Source organism: Inquilinus limosus DSM 16000, from assembly GCF_000423185.1.
Classification (GTDB): Bacteria; Pseudomonadota; Alphaproteobacteria; order DSM-16000; family Inquilinaceae; genus Inquilinus; species Inquilinus limosus.
Window position 1 is genome coordinate 39,585 of record NZ_AUHM01000041.1, and the last position, 19,123, is coordinate 58,707.

The 19,123-nt window shown below is 70.8% G+C and carries 21 protein-coding genes; 13 read left to right on the forward strand and 8 right to left on the reverse strand.

Annotation, left to right across the window (positions count from 1 at the left end; genetic code table 11):
* Positions 1–22: 22 nt before the first annotated feature.
* The 5 genes from G537_RS0127310 to G537_RS0127330 form a co-directional block, all read right to left on the reverse strand.
* Positions 23–697, reverse strand: a complete 675-nt coding sequence (locus G537_RS0127310) for an HAD family hydrolase (RefSeq protein ID WP_026872797.1) — start codon at positions 695–697, stop codon at positions 23–25.
* A gap of 69 nt (positions 698–766) precedes the next feature.
* A complete protein-coding gene (locus G537_RS0127315) occupies positions 767–2,023 on the reverse strand; it encodes a multidrug effflux MFS transporter (protein ID WP_026872798.1) in 1,257 nt (418 codons plus the stop codon).
* A gap of 202 nt (positions 2,024–2,225) precedes the next feature.
* Positions 2,226–2,900, reverse strand: a complete 675-nt coding sequence (locus G537_RS0127320) for a hypothetical protein (protein WP_026872799.1) — start codon at positions 2,898–2,900, stop codon at positions 2,226–2,228.
* Positions 2,901–2,902: 2 nt separating this feature from the next.
* Positions 2,903–4,303 carry a selenium-binding protein SBP56-related protein gene (locus tag G537_RS0127325; RefSeq protein WP_026872800.1) on the reverse strand — a complete coding sequence of 467 codons (1,401 nt, stop codon included), beginning with the start codon at positions 4,301–4,303 and terminating at the stop codon, positions 2,903–2,905.
* Positions 4,304–4,387: 84 nt separating this feature from the next.
* Positions 4,388–5,314: a LysR family transcriptional regulator gene (locus G537_RS0127330; RefSeq protein ID WP_026872801.1), complete on the reverse strand. Its 927-nt coding sequence runs from the start codon at positions 5,312–5,314 to the stop codon at positions 4,388–4,390.
* Positions 5,315–5,408: 94 nt separating this feature from the next.
* Between G537_RS0127330 and G537_RS45665 the strand changes: the two genes are divergently transcribed.
* Entirely contained in the window at positions 5,409–5,594 is a 186-nt protein-coding gene (locus G537_RS45665; RefSeq protein WP_425402308.1) for an NAD(P)H-dependent oxidoreductase, read from the forward strand.
* Positions 5,595–5,596: 2 nt separating this feature from the next.
* On the forward strand, positions 5,597–6,205 hold the full coding sequence (locus tag G537_RS40225; protein ID WP_425402309.1) for an NAD(P)H-dependent oxidoreductase: 609 nt from the start codon (positions 5,597–5,599) through the stop codon (positions 6,203–6,205).
* A gap of 15 nt (positions 6,206–6,220) precedes the next feature.
* On the opposite strand, the gene pcaQ is transcribed toward G537_RS40225, so the two are convergent.
* Complete coding sequence (gene pcaQ, locus G537_RS0127340; RefSeq protein ID WP_026872802.1) at positions 6,221–7,165, reverse strand: pca operon transcription factor PcaQ; 945 nt, start codon at positions 7,163–7,165, stop codon at positions 6,221–6,223.
* A gap of 115 nt (positions 7,166–7,280) precedes the next feature.
* Between pcaQ and pcaD the strand changes: the two genes are divergently transcribed.
* The 9 genes from pcaD (at position 7,281) to G537_RS0127385 (ending at position 15,286) form a co-directional block, all read left to right on the forward strand.
* The gene (pcaD, locus tag G537_RS0127345) at positions 7,281–8,069 is read left to right on the forward strand and encodes a 3-oxoadipate enol-lactonase (protein ID WP_026872803.1); all 789 of its coding nucleotides are present in this window, start codon (positions 7,281–7,283) and stop codon (positions 8,067–8,069) included.
* The gene (gene pcaC, locus G537_RS0127350; protein WP_026872804.1) at positions 8,062–8,457 is read left to right on the forward strand and encodes a 4-carboxymuconolactone decarboxylase; all 396 of its coding nucleotides are present in this window, start codon (positions 8,062–8,064) and stop codon (positions 8,455–8,457) included. Before pcaD ends, pcaC begins: the two co-directional genes overlap by 8 nt.
* The gene (gene pcaH, locus G537_RS0127355; RefSeq protein WP_026872805.1) at positions 8,454–9,146 is read left to right on the forward strand and encodes a protocatechuate 3,4-dioxygenase subunit beta; all 693 of its coding nucleotides are present in this window, start codon (positions 8,454–8,456) and stop codon (positions 9,144–9,146) included. Before pcaC ends, pcaH begins: the two co-directional genes overlap by 4 nt.
* Before the next feature lie 3 nt (positions 9,147–9,149).
* A complete protein-coding gene (gene pcaG / locus G537_RS0127360) occupies positions 9,150–9,725 on the forward strand; it encodes a protocatechuate 3,4-dioxygenase subunit alpha (RefSeq protein ID WP_026872806.1) in 576 nt (191 codons plus the stop codon).
* Between the two features lie 3 nt (positions 9,726–9,728).
* A complete protein-coding gene (locus G537_RS0127365) occupies positions 9,729–10,586 on the forward strand; it encodes a CoA transferase subunit A (RefSeq protein ID WP_026872807.1) in 858 nt (285 codons plus the stop codon).
* A gap of 150 nt (positions 10,587–10,736) precedes the next feature.
* Positions 10,737–11,516 (forward strand): CoA-transferase subunit beta, encoded by a 780-nt coding sequence (locus G537_RS0127370; protein ID WP_026872808.1) that lies wholly within the window; start codon positions 10,737–10,739, stop codon positions 11,514–11,516.
* Positions 11,513–12,718 (forward strand): 3-oxoadipyl-CoA thiolase, encoded by a 1,206-nt coding sequence (pcaF, locus tag G537_RS0127375; RefSeq protein ID WP_026872809.1) that lies wholly within the window; start codon positions 11,513–11,515, stop codon positions 12,716–12,718. The genes G537_RS0127370 and pcaF overlap by 4 nt, the downstream gene beginning before the upstream one ends.
* A 9-nt stretch (positions 12,719–12,727) precedes the next feature.
* Complete coding sequence (gene pcaB / locus G537_RS0127380) at positions 12,728–14,068, forward strand: 3-carboxy-cis,cis-muconate cycloisomerase (protein ID WP_026872810.1); 1,341 nt, start codon at positions 12,728–12,730, stop codon at positions 14,066–14,068.
* A gap of 237 nt (positions 14,069–14,305) precedes the next feature.
* Positions 14,306–15,286 carry a Kelch repeat-containing protein gene (locus G537_RS0127385; protein WP_245579147.1) on the forward strand — a complete coding sequence of 327 codons (981 nt, stop codon included), beginning with the start codon at positions 14,306–14,308 and terminating at the stop codon, positions 15,284–15,286.
* 6 nt (positions 15,287–15,292) lie between these two features.
* On the opposite strand, the gene G537_RS0127390 is transcribed toward G537_RS0127385, so the two are convergent.
* Entirely contained in the window at positions 15,293–15,919 is a 627-nt protein-coding gene (locus G537_RS0127390) for an FMN-binding negative transcriptional regulator (protein ID WP_026872812.1), read from the reverse strand.
* A 206-nt stretch (positions 15,920–16,125) separates the two neighbouring features.
* On the opposite strand from G537_RS0127390, the gene purB reads away from it, so the two are divergent.
* Both purB and G537_RS0127400 read left to right on the forward strand, forming a co-directional pair.
* Positions 16,126–17,421: an adenylosuccinate lyase gene (gene purB / locus G537_RS0127395; RefSeq protein ID WP_026872813.1), complete on the forward strand. Its 1,296-nt coding sequence runs from the start codon at positions 16,126–16,128 to the stop codon at positions 17,419–17,421.
* A 159-nt stretch (positions 17,422–17,580) separates the two neighbouring features.
* A complete protein-coding gene (locus tag G537_RS0127400) occupies positions 17,581–18,732 on the forward strand; it encodes a trans-sulfuration enzyme family protein (protein ID WP_026872814.1) in 1,152 nt (383 codons plus the stop codon).
* Between the two features lie 93 nt (positions 18,733–18,825).
* On the opposite strand, the gene G537_RS0127405 is transcribed toward G537_RS0127400, so the two are convergent.
* Positions 18,826–19,123, reverse strand: a 298-nt coding sequence (locus G537_RS0127405) for a transposase (RefSeq protein WP_026872815.1), incomplete at its 5' end; no start/stop codon positions are given.

Sequence of the window (19,123 nt, forward strand, 5' to 3'; positions counted from 1 at the left end):
GCGCCCGTGCGGGGAACCGGATTCAAAGACGGCCGCCGACCTCGTCGATCTGCAGCAGCATCTGGGCCGGATCCTCGAACACCCGATAGGCGCCGGCGCGCTCCAGCTCGTCCTGGCCGTAGCCGCCGGACAGGAAGCCGATGCCCAGCGCCCGCGCCCGCTGCGCCGCCAGCATGTCCCAGACGCTGTCGCCGACGACCGTAGCGCGCTCGATCGGCACGCCCAGCTTCTCGGCCGCGGCCAGGAACAGATCGGGGTCCGGCTTGGCGTATTTCACCATGTCGCGGGTGACGACCGGCACCTTGTTGAAGTCGACGCCCAGATTCTCGATCACCGGCCGCGCCGTCTCCATCCGGCCGCTGGTGGCGATCGCCCAGGGGATGCCGGCCTCGGTCAACCAGGCCAGCAGCTCGCGCGCCCCGGGCAGCGGCACGCTCTGCTCCGAGTGGCGGTTGTAGGCCTCGGCGTGGCGGCGGCGCAGCCGCTCCACACGCTCCTCGCTGATGTCGAGGCCGGTCTCGCGCAGCAGCATGTTGGTGAACAGGCCGCCGCTCATGCCGATCTTGCGGTGGATGCGCCAGACCGACAGCTCGATGCCCTCGGCCTCCAGCGCCTCGCGCCAGGCCATGACGTGGTGATAGACGCTGTCGACCAGCGTGCCGTCGAGGTCGAACAGGAAGGAGGTCTGCTGGCGCATTGGCGGTCTCCGCACGTCTGGGAACAGGGCCTCGGGACAGATTTAGCCGATCCGGCCCGGAGGGAAACCCTACCTCACCGGGTCCGGATGGTGCGGCACGAACAGCCGGCCGCGCTCGGTCCACAACACGATCAGCAGCGCCAGCAGGCCGAGGCCGAAATAGCCGAAGCCGAGCGGCACCACCGTGCCGTCGAAGGCCTGGCCGACCACCGCGCCGAGGACCGCGCTGACGATCGTGGTGTAGCTGCCGAACACCGAGGAGGCGGTGCCGGCGATATCGCCCAGCGGCTCCATCGCCATGGCGTTGAAGTTCGGCACGGTCAGGCTGAACAGGAACATGTTGGCGGCCAACACCACGCCGAACAGGAACAGCGGCGGCTTGCCGGCGAAGGCGAAGGCCAGCGCCACCTGCAGCGCGCCGACGGCGACGAAGCCGCAGATTCCGGTGTGCGACATCCGCCGCATGCCGAGCCGGCGGACCAGCCGGGAATTGAGGAAGGAGGCGAAGCCCATGACCGCGGCGATCAGCCCGAAGGCCATCGGGAACATCGCGCCGAGGGCGTAGACATCAGTCTCGAAGATCGCCTGGGAAGAGCCGAGATAGGACATCAGCGCCCCCATCATCAGCCCCATGGCGGTGGCGTAGCCGATCGACACCCGGGTGGTGACGCAGCGCCGCGCGGCGCCGAGGATGGTCGGCAGCGAGAAGCGCTTGCGGTACTCGGGATGCAGCGTCTCCGGCATGCGCAGGTTGAACCAGACGATCTGCACCAGGGCCAGCGCCAGCATGCTGACGAAGATCGCGTGCCAGCCGCCGAGCACCAGGAAGACCTGGCCGATCGCCGGGGCGAAGATCGGCACGATGATGAAGACCATCATGGTCAGCGACATCACCCGCGCCATCTCGCGGCCGGAGTAGCGGTCGCGCACGATGGTGACGGTCAGGACGCGCGCCGCGGCGGCGCCCATGCCCTGCACCGCCCGGGCGATCAGCAGCCATTCGAAGCCGTGGGCGACGATCGCCAGGATGCTGCCGAAAGTGTAGACGGTCAGCCCGATCATCAGCGTCGGCCGCCGCCCGATCACGTCTGAGACCGGGCCGTAGATCAGCTGCATCACCCCGAACCCGGCCATGTAGGCGGTCAGCACATATTGCAGCGCATTGGCGTCGGCGATGCCGAGATCGGCCTGGATGGCGCCGAAGGCCGGCAGCAGGTTGTCGATCGACAGCGAGATCAGCGCCATCATGAAGGCGATCAGGCCGACGAATTCGGCGAAGCCCGGCGCCGGGGCGGCGCGGCCCGATACCCTGCTGACGAACGACATCAATTCCGGTCTCGCTCAAACGCGGCACGCCCCGGCCCGCACCACTGCCTGGGCGATGGTGCCGGTCGAGCGCTGCCCGCCCCCGCGGGGATGATGGAAACGAGGTGAGCTTCGGCCAGGACCGCAATCCGGGCAAGACCTTGTCGTGCAAGGCTGCTGCGCGCCCACAGGGCAAGTCTTCACATTTGGTCTGAGCTGCGGGTCAGATCCCGCTGTCCAGGGCGAATGCCAGCGACAGGCCGCCGACCAGGACCAGGCTGCCGGCCCAGACCGCGTCGAGGTTGAACCAGCTGCGCGACACGGCCTTCAGCCCCAGATACCGGTAGACCAGCCAGGCGAAGGCGCCGCCGGCCACGACCATGGCGACCGAATGGACGGCGGCGACCAGGACGCCCAGGCCGAGGTCGCCGCCGATCAGCGCCCCCGCCGCCGCATGGCCGCGGTCGAGCTCCCCGGTCCGGCACAGCCCCAGATAGATCGGCACCAGCATCAGCCCGGCGCCATGCGCGGTCGCCACCGCGAAGGACCAGAGGCCGAGCTGGGCCGGCCGGATCCGCGCCAGCGCCCGCGGGTGTCGCCGGTTGACGAAGCGGACGATTCCGAAGCCGATGACCAGCAGGCCGGCGCCGACCCGGATCGGCCGCTGCCATTCGACCAGCGCGACCAGCAGGGCGAAGGGCAGGATCATCGCCGCCATCGCCAGCAGATGGCCGACCGTCAACGGCCCGAGCGCCGCCAGCAGGGCGCGCGGGCTGCGTTCGATCAGCCCGGCCGAGACCGCGAGCGGCCAGCCCATGCCGGGGTTGGCGCCGTGATAGAGACCGCTCGCCACCACCGCCAGCCACAGGCCGGCCGCAGTCCAGCCCGCCTCCTGCATCCTCAGGCCGAGGGATAGCAGAAGGAATCGGTCGAGCAGTCGCCGCCTTCGAGCCGGGTCTGATGCGCGCGATAGCCGTCCGGGAACTCGACCCAGTAATCCTTTGCCAGCTCCAGCCCGCCATCGGGGCCGACACGGGTCATGACCTGGGCGCCCGGCACGCCGTCGGGGTAGAACTGGTCGTCCCAGGTCGAATAGAGCGAATTGGTCCAATACACCCGCTTGCCGTCGCGGCTGATCTCGACCATCTGCGGCCCGCCGGCGAAGGCCTTGCCGTTCGGGTGGCGCGTGCGCCGGGCGATGCCGCCGATCCGGACCGAGCCGGAGAGCTTCGGCTTGCGCGGGTCGCTGACGTCGTATTGCCGCATCTCGCCGGTGCCCCAGCAGGAGACGTAGAGGAACCGGTCATCCAGCGACAGGTCGATGTCGGTCACCAGCGGCGGCACCGCGGCGAAGCCCTGCAGCAGCGGGGGCAGGCTGTCGCCCTCCGCCGGCTCGGGCGGGATCGTCGCCGTCTTCTCGATGTGGAAACGGCCATCCTCGCGCCACCAGGTCCAGATCGAGCCCTCCAGATTGGTGGTGTCGACCACGACGCCGAGGAAGCCGTATTCGCGCACCGGGTCGTGCGCCGGCCGCACTTCCAGCGCCATCTGGTGGTTGGCGCCGAGATCGATGGTCTGGACGTTGCGCCGGGCCCGCAGGTCCCAGAAATGGACCCGGTGGCCGTATTTGTTCGCCAGCAGGTCCTCCGGAACGATGCCGTTCTCGAACTGCGGCGGCAGCGCCCATTCGCTGGTCACCATGTAGTCGCGCGGCAGGTTCCACCAGAAGTCGTAGTGCAGCTCCTGCGGCCCGCGGTCGATCTCCCAGCGGCCCAGCACCTCGAAGGTCTCGCAATCCATGATGAAGATGCCGGGCGGGCCGTCGGTGCCGTCCGGGCCACCGCCGCCCAACGTGCTGACATAGATGCCGTCCGGGCCGCAATGGACGGTGTGGGGCCGGGAATAGCCGGTTTTCCGGAACACCTCCTCCGGCTCGATGATCTTGTGGATCTTCGCCTGGGCCGGGTCGGGCTTCGTGTCCACGACATAGAGGCGGGAGGATCGCATCCCGGGGATGATCAGGTAACGCCGCTCGAGAAAGGCGTGGCCGGTCAGCGGCGACAGGGCCGAGGAGCAGGCGTTCCAGCCGAAATGATGGAACTCGTCGCCCGTGTTCGGCATCGCCACGGTGTGAACCACCCGGCTGTAGCTGGGCGAGCCGGGCTTGACGTCGATCACCGCCAGCGCGTCGGGCTGCGAGGCGTCCGGGCTGAGCAGCACGGTGTAGGCGAAGCTCTCGGGCGGGGCTTCCATCGCCAGCTTCGGCGAGGCGTGGAATGTCGGATCGGGCCTCATGGCCATGGGCGGTCTCCCTGTCTCTTGGAGAGGCGCGCGGCGTCCTCTCGTCATGTGGGTTCGACACCCTGTCCGCTCCAGCCGAGACTATCACGGACGTGGCGGCTCGATCCCCGGGATTGCGCCGATCCGCTCGGCGAGGAAGTCGACCAGCAGGCGCACCCGGGCGATGCCGGCGCGTTCCGGCACGATCAGCAGGCTCAGGGGCACGGAGGGCGGCTCATACTCCGGCAGGATCGCCTCGAGCCGGCCATCCGACAGGAGGTCGTCGACCAGCCAGCGATGCGTGGGTGCGATGCCCCTGCCGGCGACGAGGGCCTCGCGCGCGGCGAGCCCGTGATCGACCCGGAGCCGCCCTCCGAAGGGGACCACATGGCGCTCGCCGTCCGGCCCCATCAGGACCAGCGTGTCGCTTCCGGCGACGTTCGACATGCGGACGCCCTCATGGCCGGACAGTTCCTGCGGAGCGGCCGGACGGCCGCGCGCCGCCAGATAGGAGGGCGCCGCCACCAGCAGCCGCCGGGACCGGCCGAGCGCCCGCAGCTTCATCGAGCTGTCGGTGAGCGGCCCCAGGCGCAATGCGATGTCGACGCCCTCTCGCACCAAGTCGATGCGCTCGTCGGTCAGGCTGAGGTCGACTCCGATCTCGGGATAGCGGTCCTGGAAGGAGAAGATCAGCCGGCTGACATGCAGCACCCCGAAGGCCGCCGTGCAGGAGATCCGGATGGTGCCGGCCGGCGCGCCGCGCGCCCCTCGCGCCTCGTCGCCGGCTTGCTCCACGAGGCGCAGGATCTGGACGCAATCGGCGTAGTAGCGGCTGCCCTCGTCGGTCATCGTGACCCGCCGGGTGGTCCGGCTGAGCAGCGGCACGCCGACGGCCTCCTCCAACTCCCGCAGATGCCGTGTCACCGTCGACTGGCCGATCCCGAGCTCGCGCGCCACCGCCGACAGGCTGCCGCGCTCGGCGACGCGGACGAAGCTGCGCATGCGCTCCAGCGTGACGTCCGGCTTATCCATCTTTCGGCACAATCATATCCATTACCGACATGTAGCGATGGTATTGGCAGTGGCTACCTGAAGGGCGGTTTTCCCGACAATGGATCTGCCGACCATGAAGGTTCTGCTCGTCTTCGCCCATCCCGAACCGCGCTCGCTCAATGCCGCGCTCCGTGACGTCGCCGTCCGCGAGCTCGAGGCCCAGGGTCATGAGGTGCGGGTCTCGGATCTCTATGCCCAGGGCTGGAAATCCGAGGTCGACCGCTCCGATTCCCCCCGCTGGCGCCGGACGCGCGGCTGAAGGTGGCCGCGGCCTCCGGAGAGGCCTTTGCTGCCGGCGCGCTGACCGCCGACGTCAGGGCCGAGCACGAGAAGCTGCTATGGGCCGACGTCCTGATCCTGCAGTTCCCGCTCTGGTGGTACACGATGCCGGCAATCCTCAAGGGCTGGGTCGACCGGGTCTATGCCTACGGCTTCGCCTATGGCGTCGGCGAGCACAGCGACCGGCATTGGGGCGACCGCTTCGGCGAAGGGACCTTCGCCGGCAAGCGCGCCATGCTGATCGTGACCACCGGTGGCTGGGAGGAGCACTATTCCGGCCGCGGGGTGAACGGGCCGATCGACGACCTGCTGTTCCCGATCAACCACGGCATCCTCTACTATCCGGGCTACGACGTGCTGCCGCCCTTCGTGACCTATCGGGTGGACCGCCTCGACGAGGCCGGCTTCGAGGCCGTGGCCGAGCGCCTGCGCGAGCGGATGCGGACGATCGCGACCACGCCGCCCATCCCCTACCGCCGGCAGAACGGCGGCGACTATCTGATTCCGAGCCTGCAGCTTCGCCCCGGCCTGGGCGATCCGGGCGCGGCCGGATTCGCGCTGCACCTGAACGGCGCCGAGGCGGCCGAGTAGGCTCCGCGGCGCGGATCAGGCGCCATGCGCCTCCCGCGCCGCGTCGCGCACCATGGCCATGAAGATCCGGCCGGCATCGGTGGGCGGCACCTCGGCCCGCATGGTCAGGCCGACCGGCCCGGTGGAGTCGCTGGATTCGAGCGGCAGCTCGGCCAGCACGCCTTCCTCCAGGTCCTGGACCAAGGCGCCGCGCGAGATGATCCAGACCGCGTCGGTGCGGCGGACGAAGGAGCGGCCGAAGGTGGCCGACACGCTCTCGATCCGGTCCGGCAGCGCCTCGATCCCGGCGGCGATCAGCAGACGGTCGACGGTCGGCCGGATCACCGCCCCCGGCGGCGGCGCGATCACCGGATAGCCGCGGATGTCACGCACGGCGACCACGGGGCGGGACAGCAGCGGATGGCCGGGCCGAACCGCGAAGGCGATGCGCTCGGAATAGAGGTGCTCGAAGGACAGGCCGGTCATCTGCTCCGGCTCCGCCAGCCGGCCGAGCACGAGGTCGAGCTCGCCCACGCGCAGCTGCCCGAGCAGCATCTGGTTCGGCCCGTCGACCACCCGCACCACCACGCCGGGACAGGCCCGCCGGAAGCGCTGCAGCGCTTCCGGCATCATCTGCGCCGCCACGGTCGGCAGCACGCCGACACGCAGCAGCTCCTCCCCTACCGCGCGCGCCCGCACCACGCTTTCGATGCCCTGGCGCAGCGCCGTGACGCTGGTGCCTGCGTGATGCAGGAAGGTGCGGCCGAAGGGGGTCAGCACCACGCCCTTGCGGCTGCGGTCGAACAGGGGCGCGCCCAGCGCCTCCTCCAGCTCCCGTAGGGTCTTCGACACGGCCGGCTGGCTGATCGCCAGCGCGTCGGCCGCGGCCACCACGCTGCGCAGCCGCACCGCCTCGAGGAAGCATTGCAGGTGGCGGAGCTTGATCCGCCGCTCGATCGCCGCCGCGCTGTCGCGTTCCACGATAATCTACCGGTTATGTTTTCTGGCCAATTCGTCATTTTACATAACCTTCCCGACCACGCACAGTGCATCGCGGAAGCGGGACGAACCCGGAAAAGGCGAGCCAGGGCAAGGGATGGACGCGGTCAAGGCGAACGGCATCGTGCTGCATGTCGAGGACAGGGGCCCGCGGAACGCGCCCGCCCTGGTCCTCATCAACTCCGTCGGCACCGATTTCCGCATCTGGGATGCGGTGGTGCCGCATTTCCCCGAACACCGGATCCTGCGCTACGACAAGCGCGGCCACGGCCTGTCCGGCAGCGAGGGCGGCGACAGCATCGACATCCACGCCGCCGATCTCGCCGCCCTGCTGGACGCGCGGGGCATCGGCCGGGCCACCGTGGTCGGGCTGTCGATCGGCGGCATGATCGCGCTCGGCCTCACTCGGCTGCGGCCGGACCTGGTCGAGCGGCTGGTGCTGTGCGACACCGCCCACCGCATCGGCACGGCCGAGGCCTGGCAGGCACGGATCGAGGCGGTGCGGGCCGGCGGCGTCGCCGGCATCGCCGAGGCGACGATGGAGCGCTGGTTCTCCGCCGAATTCCGGGCGCGGCAGCCGGATCTGGTCGCGGTCGCACGGACCATGCTAAGCCGCACCCCGGCCGACGGCTACATCGCCGCCTGCGCCGCGCTGCGCGACGGCGACCTGACCGCGGCGGCGCAAGCCGTGGCGGTGCCGACGCTGTGCCTGTGCGGCACTGAGGATCCGGCCACGCCGCCGGCGCTGGTGCGGTCGCTCGCCGCCCTGATCCCGGGCGCGCGCTATGAAGACATCGCCGGCGCAGGCCACATCCCCTGCATCGAGGCGCCGGAGATCCTGGCCGGGCTGATCCGCGGCTTCATCGAGGAGAGCCGCCGTGACTGATGCGCAGTACGACCAAGGCATGGCGGTGCGCCGGAAGGTGCTGGGCGACGTCCATGTCGACCGCGCCCAGGCCCGGACCACCGAATTCGACGCGCCGTTCCAGGAGTTCATCACCCGCGGCGCCTGGGGCGGGGTGTGGAGCCGGCCGCAGCTGACCCATCGCGAGCGGTCGATGCTGACCATCGCCCTTCTCGCCGCTCTGGGTCATCATGAGGAACTGGCGATGCATATCCGCGCCACCGCCAACACCGGCGCCACGGCGGAGGACATCCGCGAAGCGCTGCTGCATGTCGCGGTCTATGCCGGGGTGCCGGCGGCCAACGCCGCCTTCGCCATCGCCAAGACGGTGTTCGCCGAACGGGACGGCGACCGGGAGGAACAGAAGTGAGCTTCCAGCCGCGCGACTGGCGGATCCATCCGCCCCATCTCTACGAAGGCTATCGTTCGACCGTGCTGCGGGCGCCGTCACAGCCGCTGGTGCCCCTCACCGGCGCGCTGTCCGAGCACCAGGGTCCGGCCTTCACCGCCGCCCCGCGGGAGGAGGCCGACCTGACCCGCAACGGCCGGGTCAATGGCGAGCCGCTGGGCGAGCGCATCATCGTCACCGGCCGGGTGCTGGACGAGGATGCGCGGCCGGTCGCCGGCACGCTGGTCGAGCTGTGGCAGGCCAACGCCGCCGGCCGCTACATCCACAAGGCCGACCAGCACGACGCGCCGCTGGACCCGAACTTCCTGGGAGCAGGACGCTGCGTCACCGATGCCGAGGGCCGCTACCGTTTCCTGACCATCAAGCCGGGCGCCTATCCCTGGCGCAACCACCCGAACGCCTGGCGGCCGCAGCACATCCATTTCTCGCTGTTCGGCCCGGCCTTCGCCACAAGGCTGGTGACGCAGATGTACTTCCCCGGCGATCCGCTGCACGGGCTGGACCCGATGTTCAACAGCGTCCCCGACCCGGCGGCGCGCGAACGGCTGATCGCGCGCTTCAGCCTCGACATCACCGAGCCGGAAGTCGCCCTCGGCTACGAATTCGACATCGTCCTGCGCGGGCGCCTGGCGACGCCGATGGAGGGCTGAGGCGTGGCGAAGCTTCCCCAGACCGGGTCGCAGACCGTCGGCCCCTTCTTCGCCTATGGCCTGACGCCGCGGCAATATGGCTACGACTTCCCGCAGATCGCCGACGGCACCATCGCCGGCGACGCGTTGCCGGGCGAGCGCATCCGCATCACCGGCCGGGTGCTGGACGGCGCCGGCCAGCCGATCGAGGACGCGCTGGTCGAGATCTGGCAGGCGGATTCCACGGGCGTGTTCCCGGGGCCGCAGCGGACGGCCAATGACGGCTTCACCGGCTTCGGCCGCTGCGGCACCGGCACGGATCCGGAGCGGCGCTTCGTCTTCGACACGATCAAGCCCGGCGCGCCGGGTCCGGGCCAGGCGCCACATCTCAGCGTCATCGTCTTCATGCGCGGCATGCTGGTGCATTGCTACACCCGCATCTATTTCCCGGACGAGCCGGCCAATGCCGAGGATCCGGTTCTGAACGCGGTTCCCCAAGCACGCCAAAGCACCCTGATCGCGCAGAGCGAGGGCCCCGGCCGCTACCGCTTCGATATCCGCATGCAGGGCGACGGCGAGACCGTCTTCTTCGAGATCTGACCGATGGCGAAATTCCAGACCCTGGCCGAGGCTGTCGCCGAGAACCTGCGCGACGGCGACACCGCGGCCTTCGAGGGCTTCACTCATCTGATCCCGCATGCCGCGGCGCATGAGGCGATCCGCCAGGGCCGGCGCGGCCTGACCCTGATCCGGATGACGCCGGACCTGGTCTACGACCAGATGATCGGCATGGGCTGCGCCCGCAAGCTGGTCTTCTCCTATGCCGGCAACCCCGGCGTCGGCCTGCTGCGTCGGTTGCGCGACGCGGTCGAGAAGGGCTGGCCGAACCCGGTCGAGATCGAGGAGCATTCCCACGCCGCCATGGCCAACGCCTATGAGGCCGGGGCGGCCGGCCTGCCCTGCGCCGTGTTCCGCGGCTATCGCGGCGCCGACCTGGCCAAGGTCAACCCGAACATCAAGTCGGTCACCTGCCCCTTCACCGGCGAGGCGCTGGCGGCGGTGCCGGCGATCCGCCCGGACGTGACCTTCATCCACGCCCAGAAGGCGAACCGCCGCGGCGACGTGCTGATCGAGGGCATCGTCGGCGTGCAGAAGGAGGCGGTGCTGGCGGCGAAAAGGTCCGTGGTGACGGTGGAGGAGATCGTCGAGGATTTCGCCGGCATCCACCCCAATGCCTGCGTGCTGCCGCGCTGGACCGTGACCTCCATCGTCCATGTCCCGGGCGGCGCCCATCCGTCCTACGCCCATGGCTATTACCCGCGCGACAACGCCTTCTACCTGGCCTGGGACAGGATCGCCGCCGACCGCGAGGCTTTCCTCGCCTGGATGAAGGCCCATGTGATCGAGAGCGGCCCCGACGCCTTCGCCGGCCGGGTCGCGCCGCTGAGCGGGAGGGCCTGAGGGTGATGGGAGGGCTTTCCCCCTTATTGTCATCGCCGGGCTTGACCCGGCGATCCAGGGGCCACCCAGAGCGGCATCGGCATTTCCTGGAAGCCCGGGTCAAGCCCGGGCATGACAGTTGTAGCGTGTTCAAGGACTTGGCGGTGTGAGATGCCCGAACCGACTTTCACCCCCGACGAGATGATGACCATCGCGGCCGCCCGGGCGCTGCGCAACGAGGATGTCTGCTTCGTCGGCATCGGCGCGCCGTCCGCCGCCTGCAACGTGGCGCGGCTGACCCACGCCCCGGACATCACCCTGATCTACGAGAGCGGCACCATCGGCACCGCGCCCGACGTGCTGCCGCTGTCGATCGGCGACGGCGAGCTGTGCGACACCGCCGTCACCACCGTCTCGGTGCCGGAGATGTTCCGTTACTGGCTGCAGGGCGGGCGGATCACGGTCGGGTTTCTCGGCGCCGCCCAGCTCGACCGTTTCGGCAATATCAACACCACGGTGATCGGCGACTACCACAAGCCCACCGTCCGCCTGCCGGGCGGCGGCGGCGCGCCGGAGATCGCGACCTCCTGCGGCGAGGTCTTCATCACCATGAAGCAGAACAAGCGCGGCATGGTCGAGACCATCGACTTCTTCACCTCACTCGGCCACGGCACGGGCGGCGACGACCGCGCCCGCCACGGCGTCAGCACCAAGGGCCCGACCCTTCTGGTCACCGACCTCGCGGTGTGGCGGCCCCACCCGGTGACGAAGGAGTTCACCGTGGTCTCGCTGCATCCGGGCGTGACCCGCGAGCAGGTGCAGGAGACCTGCGGCTGGACCGTCCGCTTCGCCGACAATCTCGAGGAGACGCCGCCGCCCTCGGCCCTCGAGCTGAAGACGCTGCGCGACCTGAAGGAGCGCACCCGCATCGCCCATGGAGAGGCCGCATGAGTCGCGACGCCTATATCTGCGCCTATCTGCGCACCCCGATCGGCCGCTATGCCGGCGCGCTCTCCGCCGTACGCGCCGACGATCTGGCCGCGATCCCGCTGAAGGCGTTGGTCGAGCGCCATCCGAAGGTGGACTGGGAGGCGGTCGACGACGTCATCCTCGGCTGCGCCAACCAGGCCGGCGAGGACAACCGCAACCTGGCCCGCATGGCGCTGCTGCTGGCCGGGCTGCCGGCCGCGATCCCCGGCTCGACCATCAACCGCCTCTGCGGCTCCGGCCTCGACGCCGTGACCATCGCCGCCCGCGCGATCAAGGCCGGCGAGGCCGAGCTGATGCTGGCCGGCGGGGCGGAGAGCATGTCGCGCGCTCCGTTTGTCATGCCGAAGGCCGAAACGGCCTTCGCTCGCGCGGCCGCGGTCTACGACACCACCATCGGCTGGCGCTTCGTCAACCCGCGGATGGAGGAGCTGTACGGCACGGATTCCATGCCGGAGACCGGCGAGACCGTGGCCGAGGAGTTCCGGATCTCCCGCCCCGACCAGGACGCCTTCGCCCTGCGCAGCCAGGAGAAGGCGCTGGCAGCCCAGGCGAATGGCCGGCTGGCACGCGAGATCGTGCCGGTGACCATCCCGCAGAGGAAGGCCGAGCCGGTGGCGGTCGACCGCGACGAGCATCCGCGCCAGACCTCGCTGGAGAAGCTGGCGGCGCTGCCCACCCCGTTCCGCAAGGGCGGCACCGTCACCGCCGGCAATGCCTCCGGCGTCAATGACGGCGCCGCGGCGCTGATCGTGGCGTCGGAGACGGCGGCGGCGCGGCACGGCCTGACTCCGATCGCCCGCGTCCTCGGCGGCGCCGTGGCCGGGGTGCCGCCGCGGATCATGGGCTTCGGCCCCTCCCCCGCCAGCCGCCGGCTGATGGCGCGGCTGGACCTCACGATCGAGGATTTCGACGTGATCGAGCTGAACGAGGCCTTCGCCAGCCAGGCCCTGGCGGTGACCCGCGACCTCGGCCTGCCGGACGACGCGCCGCAGGTGAACCCGAATGGCGGCGCCATCGCCCTCGGCCACCCGCTCGGCATGTCCGGCGCCCGCATCGCCGGCACCGCGGCCCTGCAGCTGAACCTGACCGGCGGCAAGCGGGCGCTGGTCACCATGTGCATCGGCGTCGGCCAGGGGATCGCGCTGGCGCTGGAGGCGGTCTAACCTCCCGTCATGACCGTCTCGCCCCTCGATTCCGCCCTCTATGCCCCGCTGCTCTCCGACGCGGAGACCGCTGCCCTGTTCACCGACCGGGCGGCGCTGCGGGCGATGCTGCGGGTCGAGGCGGCGCTGGCCGAGGCCGAGGCGCGCTGCGGCGTGATCCCCGCCGCGGCCGCCAGCGCCATCGCCGCGGCGGCCGGCGCGCTCGACCCCGACCCGGCGGCGCTGGCCGCGAAAACGGCGGAGGACGGCGTGCCGGTTCCGGCCCTGGTGGCGGCGCTGCGCCAGGCGGTGGCCGCGTCGGCGGGGGACGGGGCGGCCCAGGCGGTGCATTGGGGCGCCACCAGCCAGGACATCCTCGACACCGGGCTGGTGCTGCGGCTGCGCAAGGTGATCGCGATCCTCGAGGGCCGGCTGGCGGCCCTGATCCAGGCTCTCGCCGCGCTGGCCGACGCCCACCGAGCCACGGTGATGCCCGGCCGCACCCGGTCGCAGCAGGCGACGCCGGTCTCCTTCGGCCTCAAGGCCGCCGGCTGGCTGGCGCCGCTGCTGCGAGACCACGACCGGCTCAGCGAGCTGAGGCCGCGCCTGCTGCTCCTCTCCTTCGGCGGAGCGAACGGTACGCTGGGCGCGCTGGGTGAAGACGGCGGGAAGGTCGAGGCGGCGCTGGCGGAGGTCCTGGATCTCGCCGTGCCGCCGATGCCCTGGCACAGCCAGCGCGACGGCATCGCCGAATTCGCCAGCTGGCTGGCGCTGGTCACCGGCACGCTGGGCAAGATGGGCCGCGACCTGATCCTCCTGGCCCAGACCGAGGTGGCGGAGGTGCGGCCGGGCGCCGGCGGCGGGTCCTCGACCATGCCGCAGAAATCGAACCCGGTGGGGCCGGAGACGCTGGTCGCCCTCGCCCGCTTCAATGCCGGCCTCGTCGGGCAGCTGCAGCAGGCGATGCTGCACGAGCATGAGCGCGATGGCGCCGCCTGGCCGGTCGAATGGCTGGCCCTGCCGCAGATGGCCGTCGCCGCCGGCGCGGCGCTGAACCATGCCCTGGCCGTGGCCGGCAGCCTGCAGATCGACGCGGCCCGGATGGCGCAGCAGTTCGAGGCCTCGCACGGCCTGCTGCTGGCCGAGGCGGCGAGCTTCGCCCTCGCCGCCCACATGCCGCGCCCGGAGGCCCAGCGCCTGGTGAAGGAGGCGGCGGCGAAGGCCACCGCCACCGGGCGCCACCTGTTCGACCTGCTGGCCGAAACCTCCCAGGCGCCGGTCGACTGGCCCGCCCTGCGCGACCCCGCCCGCCACCTGGGCGCGGCCGAGGCCTTCATCGACCGGGTGCTGGTCGCGGCGAAGGGGGCCTGAGGCATTCGGGCGGCCGGTCTCCGCCCTCCTGGCCCGGCCAGCCATCCCGTCCTATCATCAAGCCTCCACGACCGATCGGAGAGGCCTCTGATGGATCGCCGGACCTTTCTCGCGACGGGGCTTGCGACGGCCGCATTCGGAGCCGAAGCCCTCGCCCAGCACACGGATCACCCGCCGCCGCTGAAGGAAGCCCCGCCTCCGCCTGCGCCCTATTCGCGGCTGAAGGATGGAAGCTTCGTGCACCACCTCGAGCCCGAGCAGGAAGCCCAGCGCGTGTTCGACAGCCCGGCGCCGAAAGGGCCGCAGGGCCGCTGGATCGCGCGGGCGCCGCTGCCGATCCCGCGCAGCGAGATGGCCTGGGCGACGGCCTGGGCGGGCCGGATGCACATCGTCGGCGGCTACGGCGAGGGCCGGGTCGACCGCGCCTATCACCATGTCTACGATCCCGAGGCGGACCGTTGGTTCGACGCGGCACCGCTGCCGCGCGGCGCCAACCATGTGGCCGTGGCCGCCGATGCCGGGCGGGTCTACGCGCTGGGCGGCTTCATCCAGCAGAACCGCGACCCCGACACCAAGGCCTATGCCTATGACGTCGCGGCGGATCGGTGGACCACCATCGCGCCCCTGCCGCGTCCCCGCGGCGCCGCCGCGGCCGTGGTGCTGGACGGCAAGGTCCACCTGATCGGCGGCGGCGGCGCGCCGGTCCAGGAGCGGGCGAGCGTCGGCTGGCACGAGGTCTACGACCCGCAGGCGGACCGGTGGGAGATGCGCAAGGCCCTGCCCGGCGCGCGCGACCATGTCGGCTGCGTCGCCTATGACGGGGTGATCCACGTCATCGGCGGGCGCTTCAACACCTTCGAGTACAACACCGACCTGCATCACGTGTACCTGCCCGACCGCGACACCTGGGAGGTACGCGCCCCGCTACCGACGGCGCGGTCCGGGCACGGGCTCGTGGTCTATCGCGACCGCCTGTTCGCGATGGGGGGCGAGGCGGGCGTCCTGCAGCAGGGCGTGCCGCGGCAGGCCAAGGTGTTCGGGCAGATGGAGAGCTACGATCCGAAGACGGATTCCTGGCAGCAGCACGCGCCGATGCTGACCCCGCGCCACGCCGTCGGCGCGACCGTGCTGGGCGACCGCATCTATGTGGCGGGCGGCGGTGCCGTGCTCGGCGGCTCGCTGCAGTCGGCCGTGCACGAGGCCTTCGCGCTGGGCTGAACGGCCTCAGCCCTCGTCGACGGGAACCAGGGCGGCGACGTCGTCCTTGCCCTCGCCGCGCAGCCCCTCGGCCACGCCCCGGCGGTCGGCCGCGGGGCGGTTCTGGCTCATCTTCCACTTGCCCTCCAGCCGGGCGATCGGCAGGGCGAAGCCGACGATGCCCTTGAGCTGGGCGCGGATGAACTCCTCCGGCGCGTCGGATACGGCCCAGGGCACGGCCCGGCCGCCCTCGTGCCGCCGGGTCAGGCGGGTGACGAGGTCGAGCAGCCGGTCGGCGTCGTCGAACATCTCCAGCGGCCCGCTTGCGTGGATCGCGACGTAGTTCCAGGTCGGCACCACCTTGCCGGTCTGCCGCTTGGTCTCGTACCAGGACGGGGTGATGTAGGCCTCGGGGCCATGGAAGATCGCCAGCGCCTCCACCCCCGGCGCGCCGCCGGCGGCGTGAGGGTTGGCCTTGGCGAGATGGCCGTACAGCGTGCCGTTCGGCCCGGCCTTCTCATCCAGCAGCATCGGCACGTGGCTGGCGACGAGGCCGTCGGCGCCGAGGCTGACCAGCGTGGCCAGGCCGGCCTCGCGCATGGCGGCGTGCAGGATCTCGATCCGGTCTTCCCGGAAGGCGGGCGGGACATACATGGCATTGGCCTGGACAGCAGGGCGGATGCCGGACAGATGGCCATGAATCGGACTGATCGCCAGAGCCAATCCGGCAGGCGTCGGCAGTCCAATTCCGATCGGCGCAGCGGCGGCATGCGCCCGCGGCACGGCCGCGCGCTTCCGCCGCGCCGGCCCTTGCTGCTATACCCGCCCCAGCCCTTCCCGCCTGCATCTGGACCACGCCGATGATCCCCCGCTACAGCCGCCCCGAGATGACCCGGATCTGGGAGCCGGAGAACAAGTACCGGATCTGGCTGGATATCGAGCTGGCGGCGCTGGAGGCGATGGCCCAGCTCGGCATCGTGCCTGACTCGGCGGTGAAGGCGGTGCGCGAGCGCGGCAACTTCAATGTCGAGCGCATCGACGAGATCGAGCGCGAGACCCGGCACGACGTCATCGCCTTCCTGACCAACCTGGCCGAGTATGTCGGGCCCGAGGCGCGCTTCGTGCACCAGGGCATGACCTCGTCCGACGTGCTGGACACCACGCTGGCGATCCAGCTGACCCAGGCGATCGACCTGCTGATCGCCGATGTCGACCTGCTGCTGGCGGCGCTGAAGCGGCGCGCCGAGGAGCACAGGCACACCCTGACCGTCGGCCGCAGCCACGGCATCCATGCCGAGCCGACCACCTTCGGCCTGAAGCTGGCCGGCCACTGGGCCGCCTTCCGCCGCAACCGCGACCGGCTGGTGCAGGCCCGGCGCGAGATCGCCACCTGCGCCATCTCCGGCCCGGTCGGCACCTTCGCCTCGGTCGATCCCTTCGTCGAGCGCTATGTCGCCGACAAGCTGGGCCTGCAGATCGAGCCGGTGTCGACCCAGGTGATCCCGCGCGACCGCCACGCCATGGCCTTCGTCGTGTTCGGCGTCGTCGCCTCCTCGATCGAGAACCTCGCCATCGAGATCCGGCACCTGCAGCGCACCGAGGTGCGCGAGGCGGAGGAGTTCTTCCATCAAGGCCAGAAGGGCTCCTCGGCGATGCCACACAAGCGCAACCCGGTGCTGACCGAGAACCTGACCGGCCTGGCCCGGCTGGTGCGCGCCGCGGTGGTGCCGGCGATGGAGAACGTGGCGCTGTGGCACGAGCGCGACATCAGCCATTCCTCGGTCGAGCGGATGCAGGCCCCCGACGCCACCGTCACCCTCGACTTCGCCCTGGCGCGCCTGACCGGCGTGGTCGACAAGCTGCTGGTCTATCCGGAGCGGATGAAGGCCAATCTGGAATCGCTAGGTGGCCTGGTCTTCTCGCAGCGCGTGCTGCTGGCCCTGACCCAGGCCGGGGTCAGCCGCGAGGACGCCTATGTCCTAGTCCAGCGCAACGCCATGAAGGTCTGGCACGAGGGCGGGAGCTTCCTCGACCGCCTCGCCGCCGATCCGGACGTGGCCAAGGCGATCCCGCGCGAGGACCTGGCCCACGCCTTCACCTACGACTTCTACACCAAGCACGTCGACGACATCTTCGCCCGCGTCTTCGCGGAATAGTACCCGCGATTCAAGTCGCTAAACCGTCATGGCGAGCCCCGAAGGGGCGTGGCCATCCAGGACGGCTCGCACCGGCCCCTGGATGGCCACGTCGCTGCGCTCCTCGCCACGACGATGTTACAGACCCCAAGATTCATGATCTCCTGCGGAGGCGGCGCGATGAACAAGAGCAAGCTTTCGGCCGCAAGCATCGCGGCGCAGGCGCTGGGCTGGGTCGACCCGGTGACCAAGGCGGTTACCCCGGCGATCCACCCCTCCTCCACCTATATCCGCGACCCGGACAACCAGTACCGCTCCGGCCGCGTCTATGCCCGTGCCGACAACCCCGGCTTCGACCAGGCCGAGGCGGTGCTGGCGGCGCTGGAGGGCGCGGAAGGCGCGGCCGTCTTCGCCTCCGGCATGGCCGCGGCGACCGCGGTGTTCCTGGCTCTGGCGCCGGGCGACCATGTGCTGGCGCCGAAGGTGATGTACTGGTCGCTGCGCAACTGGCTGGTGACCGAGGCCACCCGCTGGGGGCTGAAGGTCGAGCTGGTCGACACGCATGACCTCGGCGCCGTCCGCGCCGCGCTGCGCCCGGGCGAGACCAAGCTGGTGTGGCTGGAGACGCCGGCCAACCCGCTCTGGACCGTCACCGACATCGAAGCGGTGGCCGAGGCGGCGCATGAAGCCGGCGCCCGGGTGGCGGTGGATTCCACCGTGGCGACGCCGGTGCTGACCCGGCCGTTGGCGTTGGGCGCCGACCTGGTGATGCATTCGGCGACCAAGTATCTGAACGGCCATTCCGACGTCATCGCCGGGGCGCTGGCCACCGCCCGCGACGACGAGACCTGGCAGCGGATCAAGCGCATCCGCGCCCAGAACGGGGCCGTGCTGGGGCCATTCGAGGCCTGGCTGCTGCTGCGCGGCATGCGCACGCTGGTGCCCCGGGTACGCCAGGCCTCGGCCACGGCGCTGGCCATCGCCGAGCATTTCCGCGGCCACGACCTGGTCTCGGCCGTGCTCTATCCCGGCCTGGACGACGCGCCGGGCCACGCAGTCGCGGCCCGGCAGATGCAGGGCGGTTTCGGCGGCATGCTGTCGGTCCGGGTCAAGGCCGGCGCCGCGGCCGCGATCGCCGCGGCGGCGAAGGTCGAGCTGTGGAAGCGCGCCACCTCGCTGGGCGGGGTCGAGAGCCTGATCGAGCACCGCGCCAGCGTCGAGGGCCCGACCAGCCCGGTGCCGGACGATCTGCTGCGCCTGTCGGTCGGCATCGAGGACCCGGCCGAGCTGATCGCCGACTTGGAGCAGGCGCTGCGGGCGGCGGTCGCTTAAGGGGCGGGCCGGCTCCTTTGCGTTGCCTCTCCCGCTTGCGGGAGAGGTCGGGCTCGCGCAGCGAGACCGGGTGAGCAACCGTGTTTGGAGGGGTCAGTTTTGGAGGGCGATCCAGGGCTTGTGATCTCTGAGCATGGCGTTGAGGCGGGTGAGGAGCTTTCTGGCGATGGCCAGGAGAGCGAGCTTGGGGGCTTTGCCTCTGGCCCGGAGACGGCTGTAGCAGGCGGCGAGGTCAGAGGAGGAGCGGGTGGCGGAGAGAGCGGCGAGGTAGAGCAGGTTGCGGGGTTCGCGGCGGCCGCCGCGGATGTGGCGTTTGCCGAGCCAAGCGCCGCTCTCTCGGGGATAGGGGGCGGTGCCGGTGATGGCGGCGAGGGCTTTGCGATCGCACTGG

Excerpts from the sequence above, each read along its gene's own strand:
- G537_RS0127310 (WP_026872797.1), bottom strand. The coding sequence starts at position 697 with ATGCGCCAGCAGACCTCCTTCCTGTTCGACCTCGACGGCACGCTGGTC.
- G537_RS0127315 (WP_026872798.1), bottom strand. The coding sequence starts at position 2,023 with ATGTCGTTCGTCAGCAGGGTATCGGGCCGCGCCGCCCCGGCGCCGGGC.
- G537_RS0127320 (WP_026872799.1), bottom strand. The coding sequence starts at position 2,900 with ATGCAGGAGGCGGGCTGGACTGCGGCCGGCCTGTGGCTGGCGGTGGTG.
- G537_RS0127325 (WP_026872800.1), bottom strand. The coding sequence starts at position 4,303 with ATGGCCATGAGGCCCGATCCGACATTCCACGCCTCGCCGAAGCTGGCG.
- G537_RS0127330 (WP_026872801.1), bottom strand. The coding sequence starts at position 5,314 with ATGGATAAGCCGGACGTCACGCTGGAGCGCATGCGCAGCTTCGTCCGC.
- G537_RS45665 (WP_425402308.1), top strand. The coding sequence starts at position 5,409 with ATGAAGGTTCTGCTCGTCTTCGCCCATCCCGAACCGCGCTCGCTCAAT.
- pcaD (WP_026872803.1), top strand. The coding sequence starts at position 7,281 with ATGGACGCGGTCAAGGCGAACGGCATCGTGCTGCATGTCGAGGACAGG.
- G537_RS0127365 (WP_026872807.1), top strand. The coding sequence starts at position 9,729 with ATGGCGAAATTCCAGACCCTGGCCGAGGCTGTCGCCGAGAACCTGCGC.
- G537_RS0127370 (WP_026872808.1), top strand. The coding sequence starts at position 10,737 with ATGCCCGAACCGACTTTCACCCCCGACGAGATGATGACCATCGCGGCC.
- pcaF (WP_026872809.1), top strand. The coding sequence starts at position 11,513 with ATGAGTCGCGACGCCTATATCTGCGCCTATCTGCGCACCCCGATCGGC.
- pcaB (WP_026872810.1), top strand. The coding sequence starts at position 12,728 with ATGACCGTCTCGCCCCTCGATTCCGCCCTCTATGCCCCGCTGCTCTCC.
- G537_RS0127390 (WP_026872812.1), bottom strand. The coding sequence starts at position 15,919 with ATGTATGTCCCGCCCGCCTTCCGGGAAGACCGGATCGAGATCCTGCAC.
- purB (WP_026872813.1), top strand. The coding sequence starts at position 16,126 with ATGATCCCCCGCTACAGCCGCCCCGAGATGACCCGGATCTGGGAGCCG.
- G537_RS0127400 (WP_026872814.1), top strand. The coding sequence starts at position 17,581 with ATGAACAAGAGCAAGCTTTCGGCCGCAAGCATCGCGGCGCAGGCGCTG.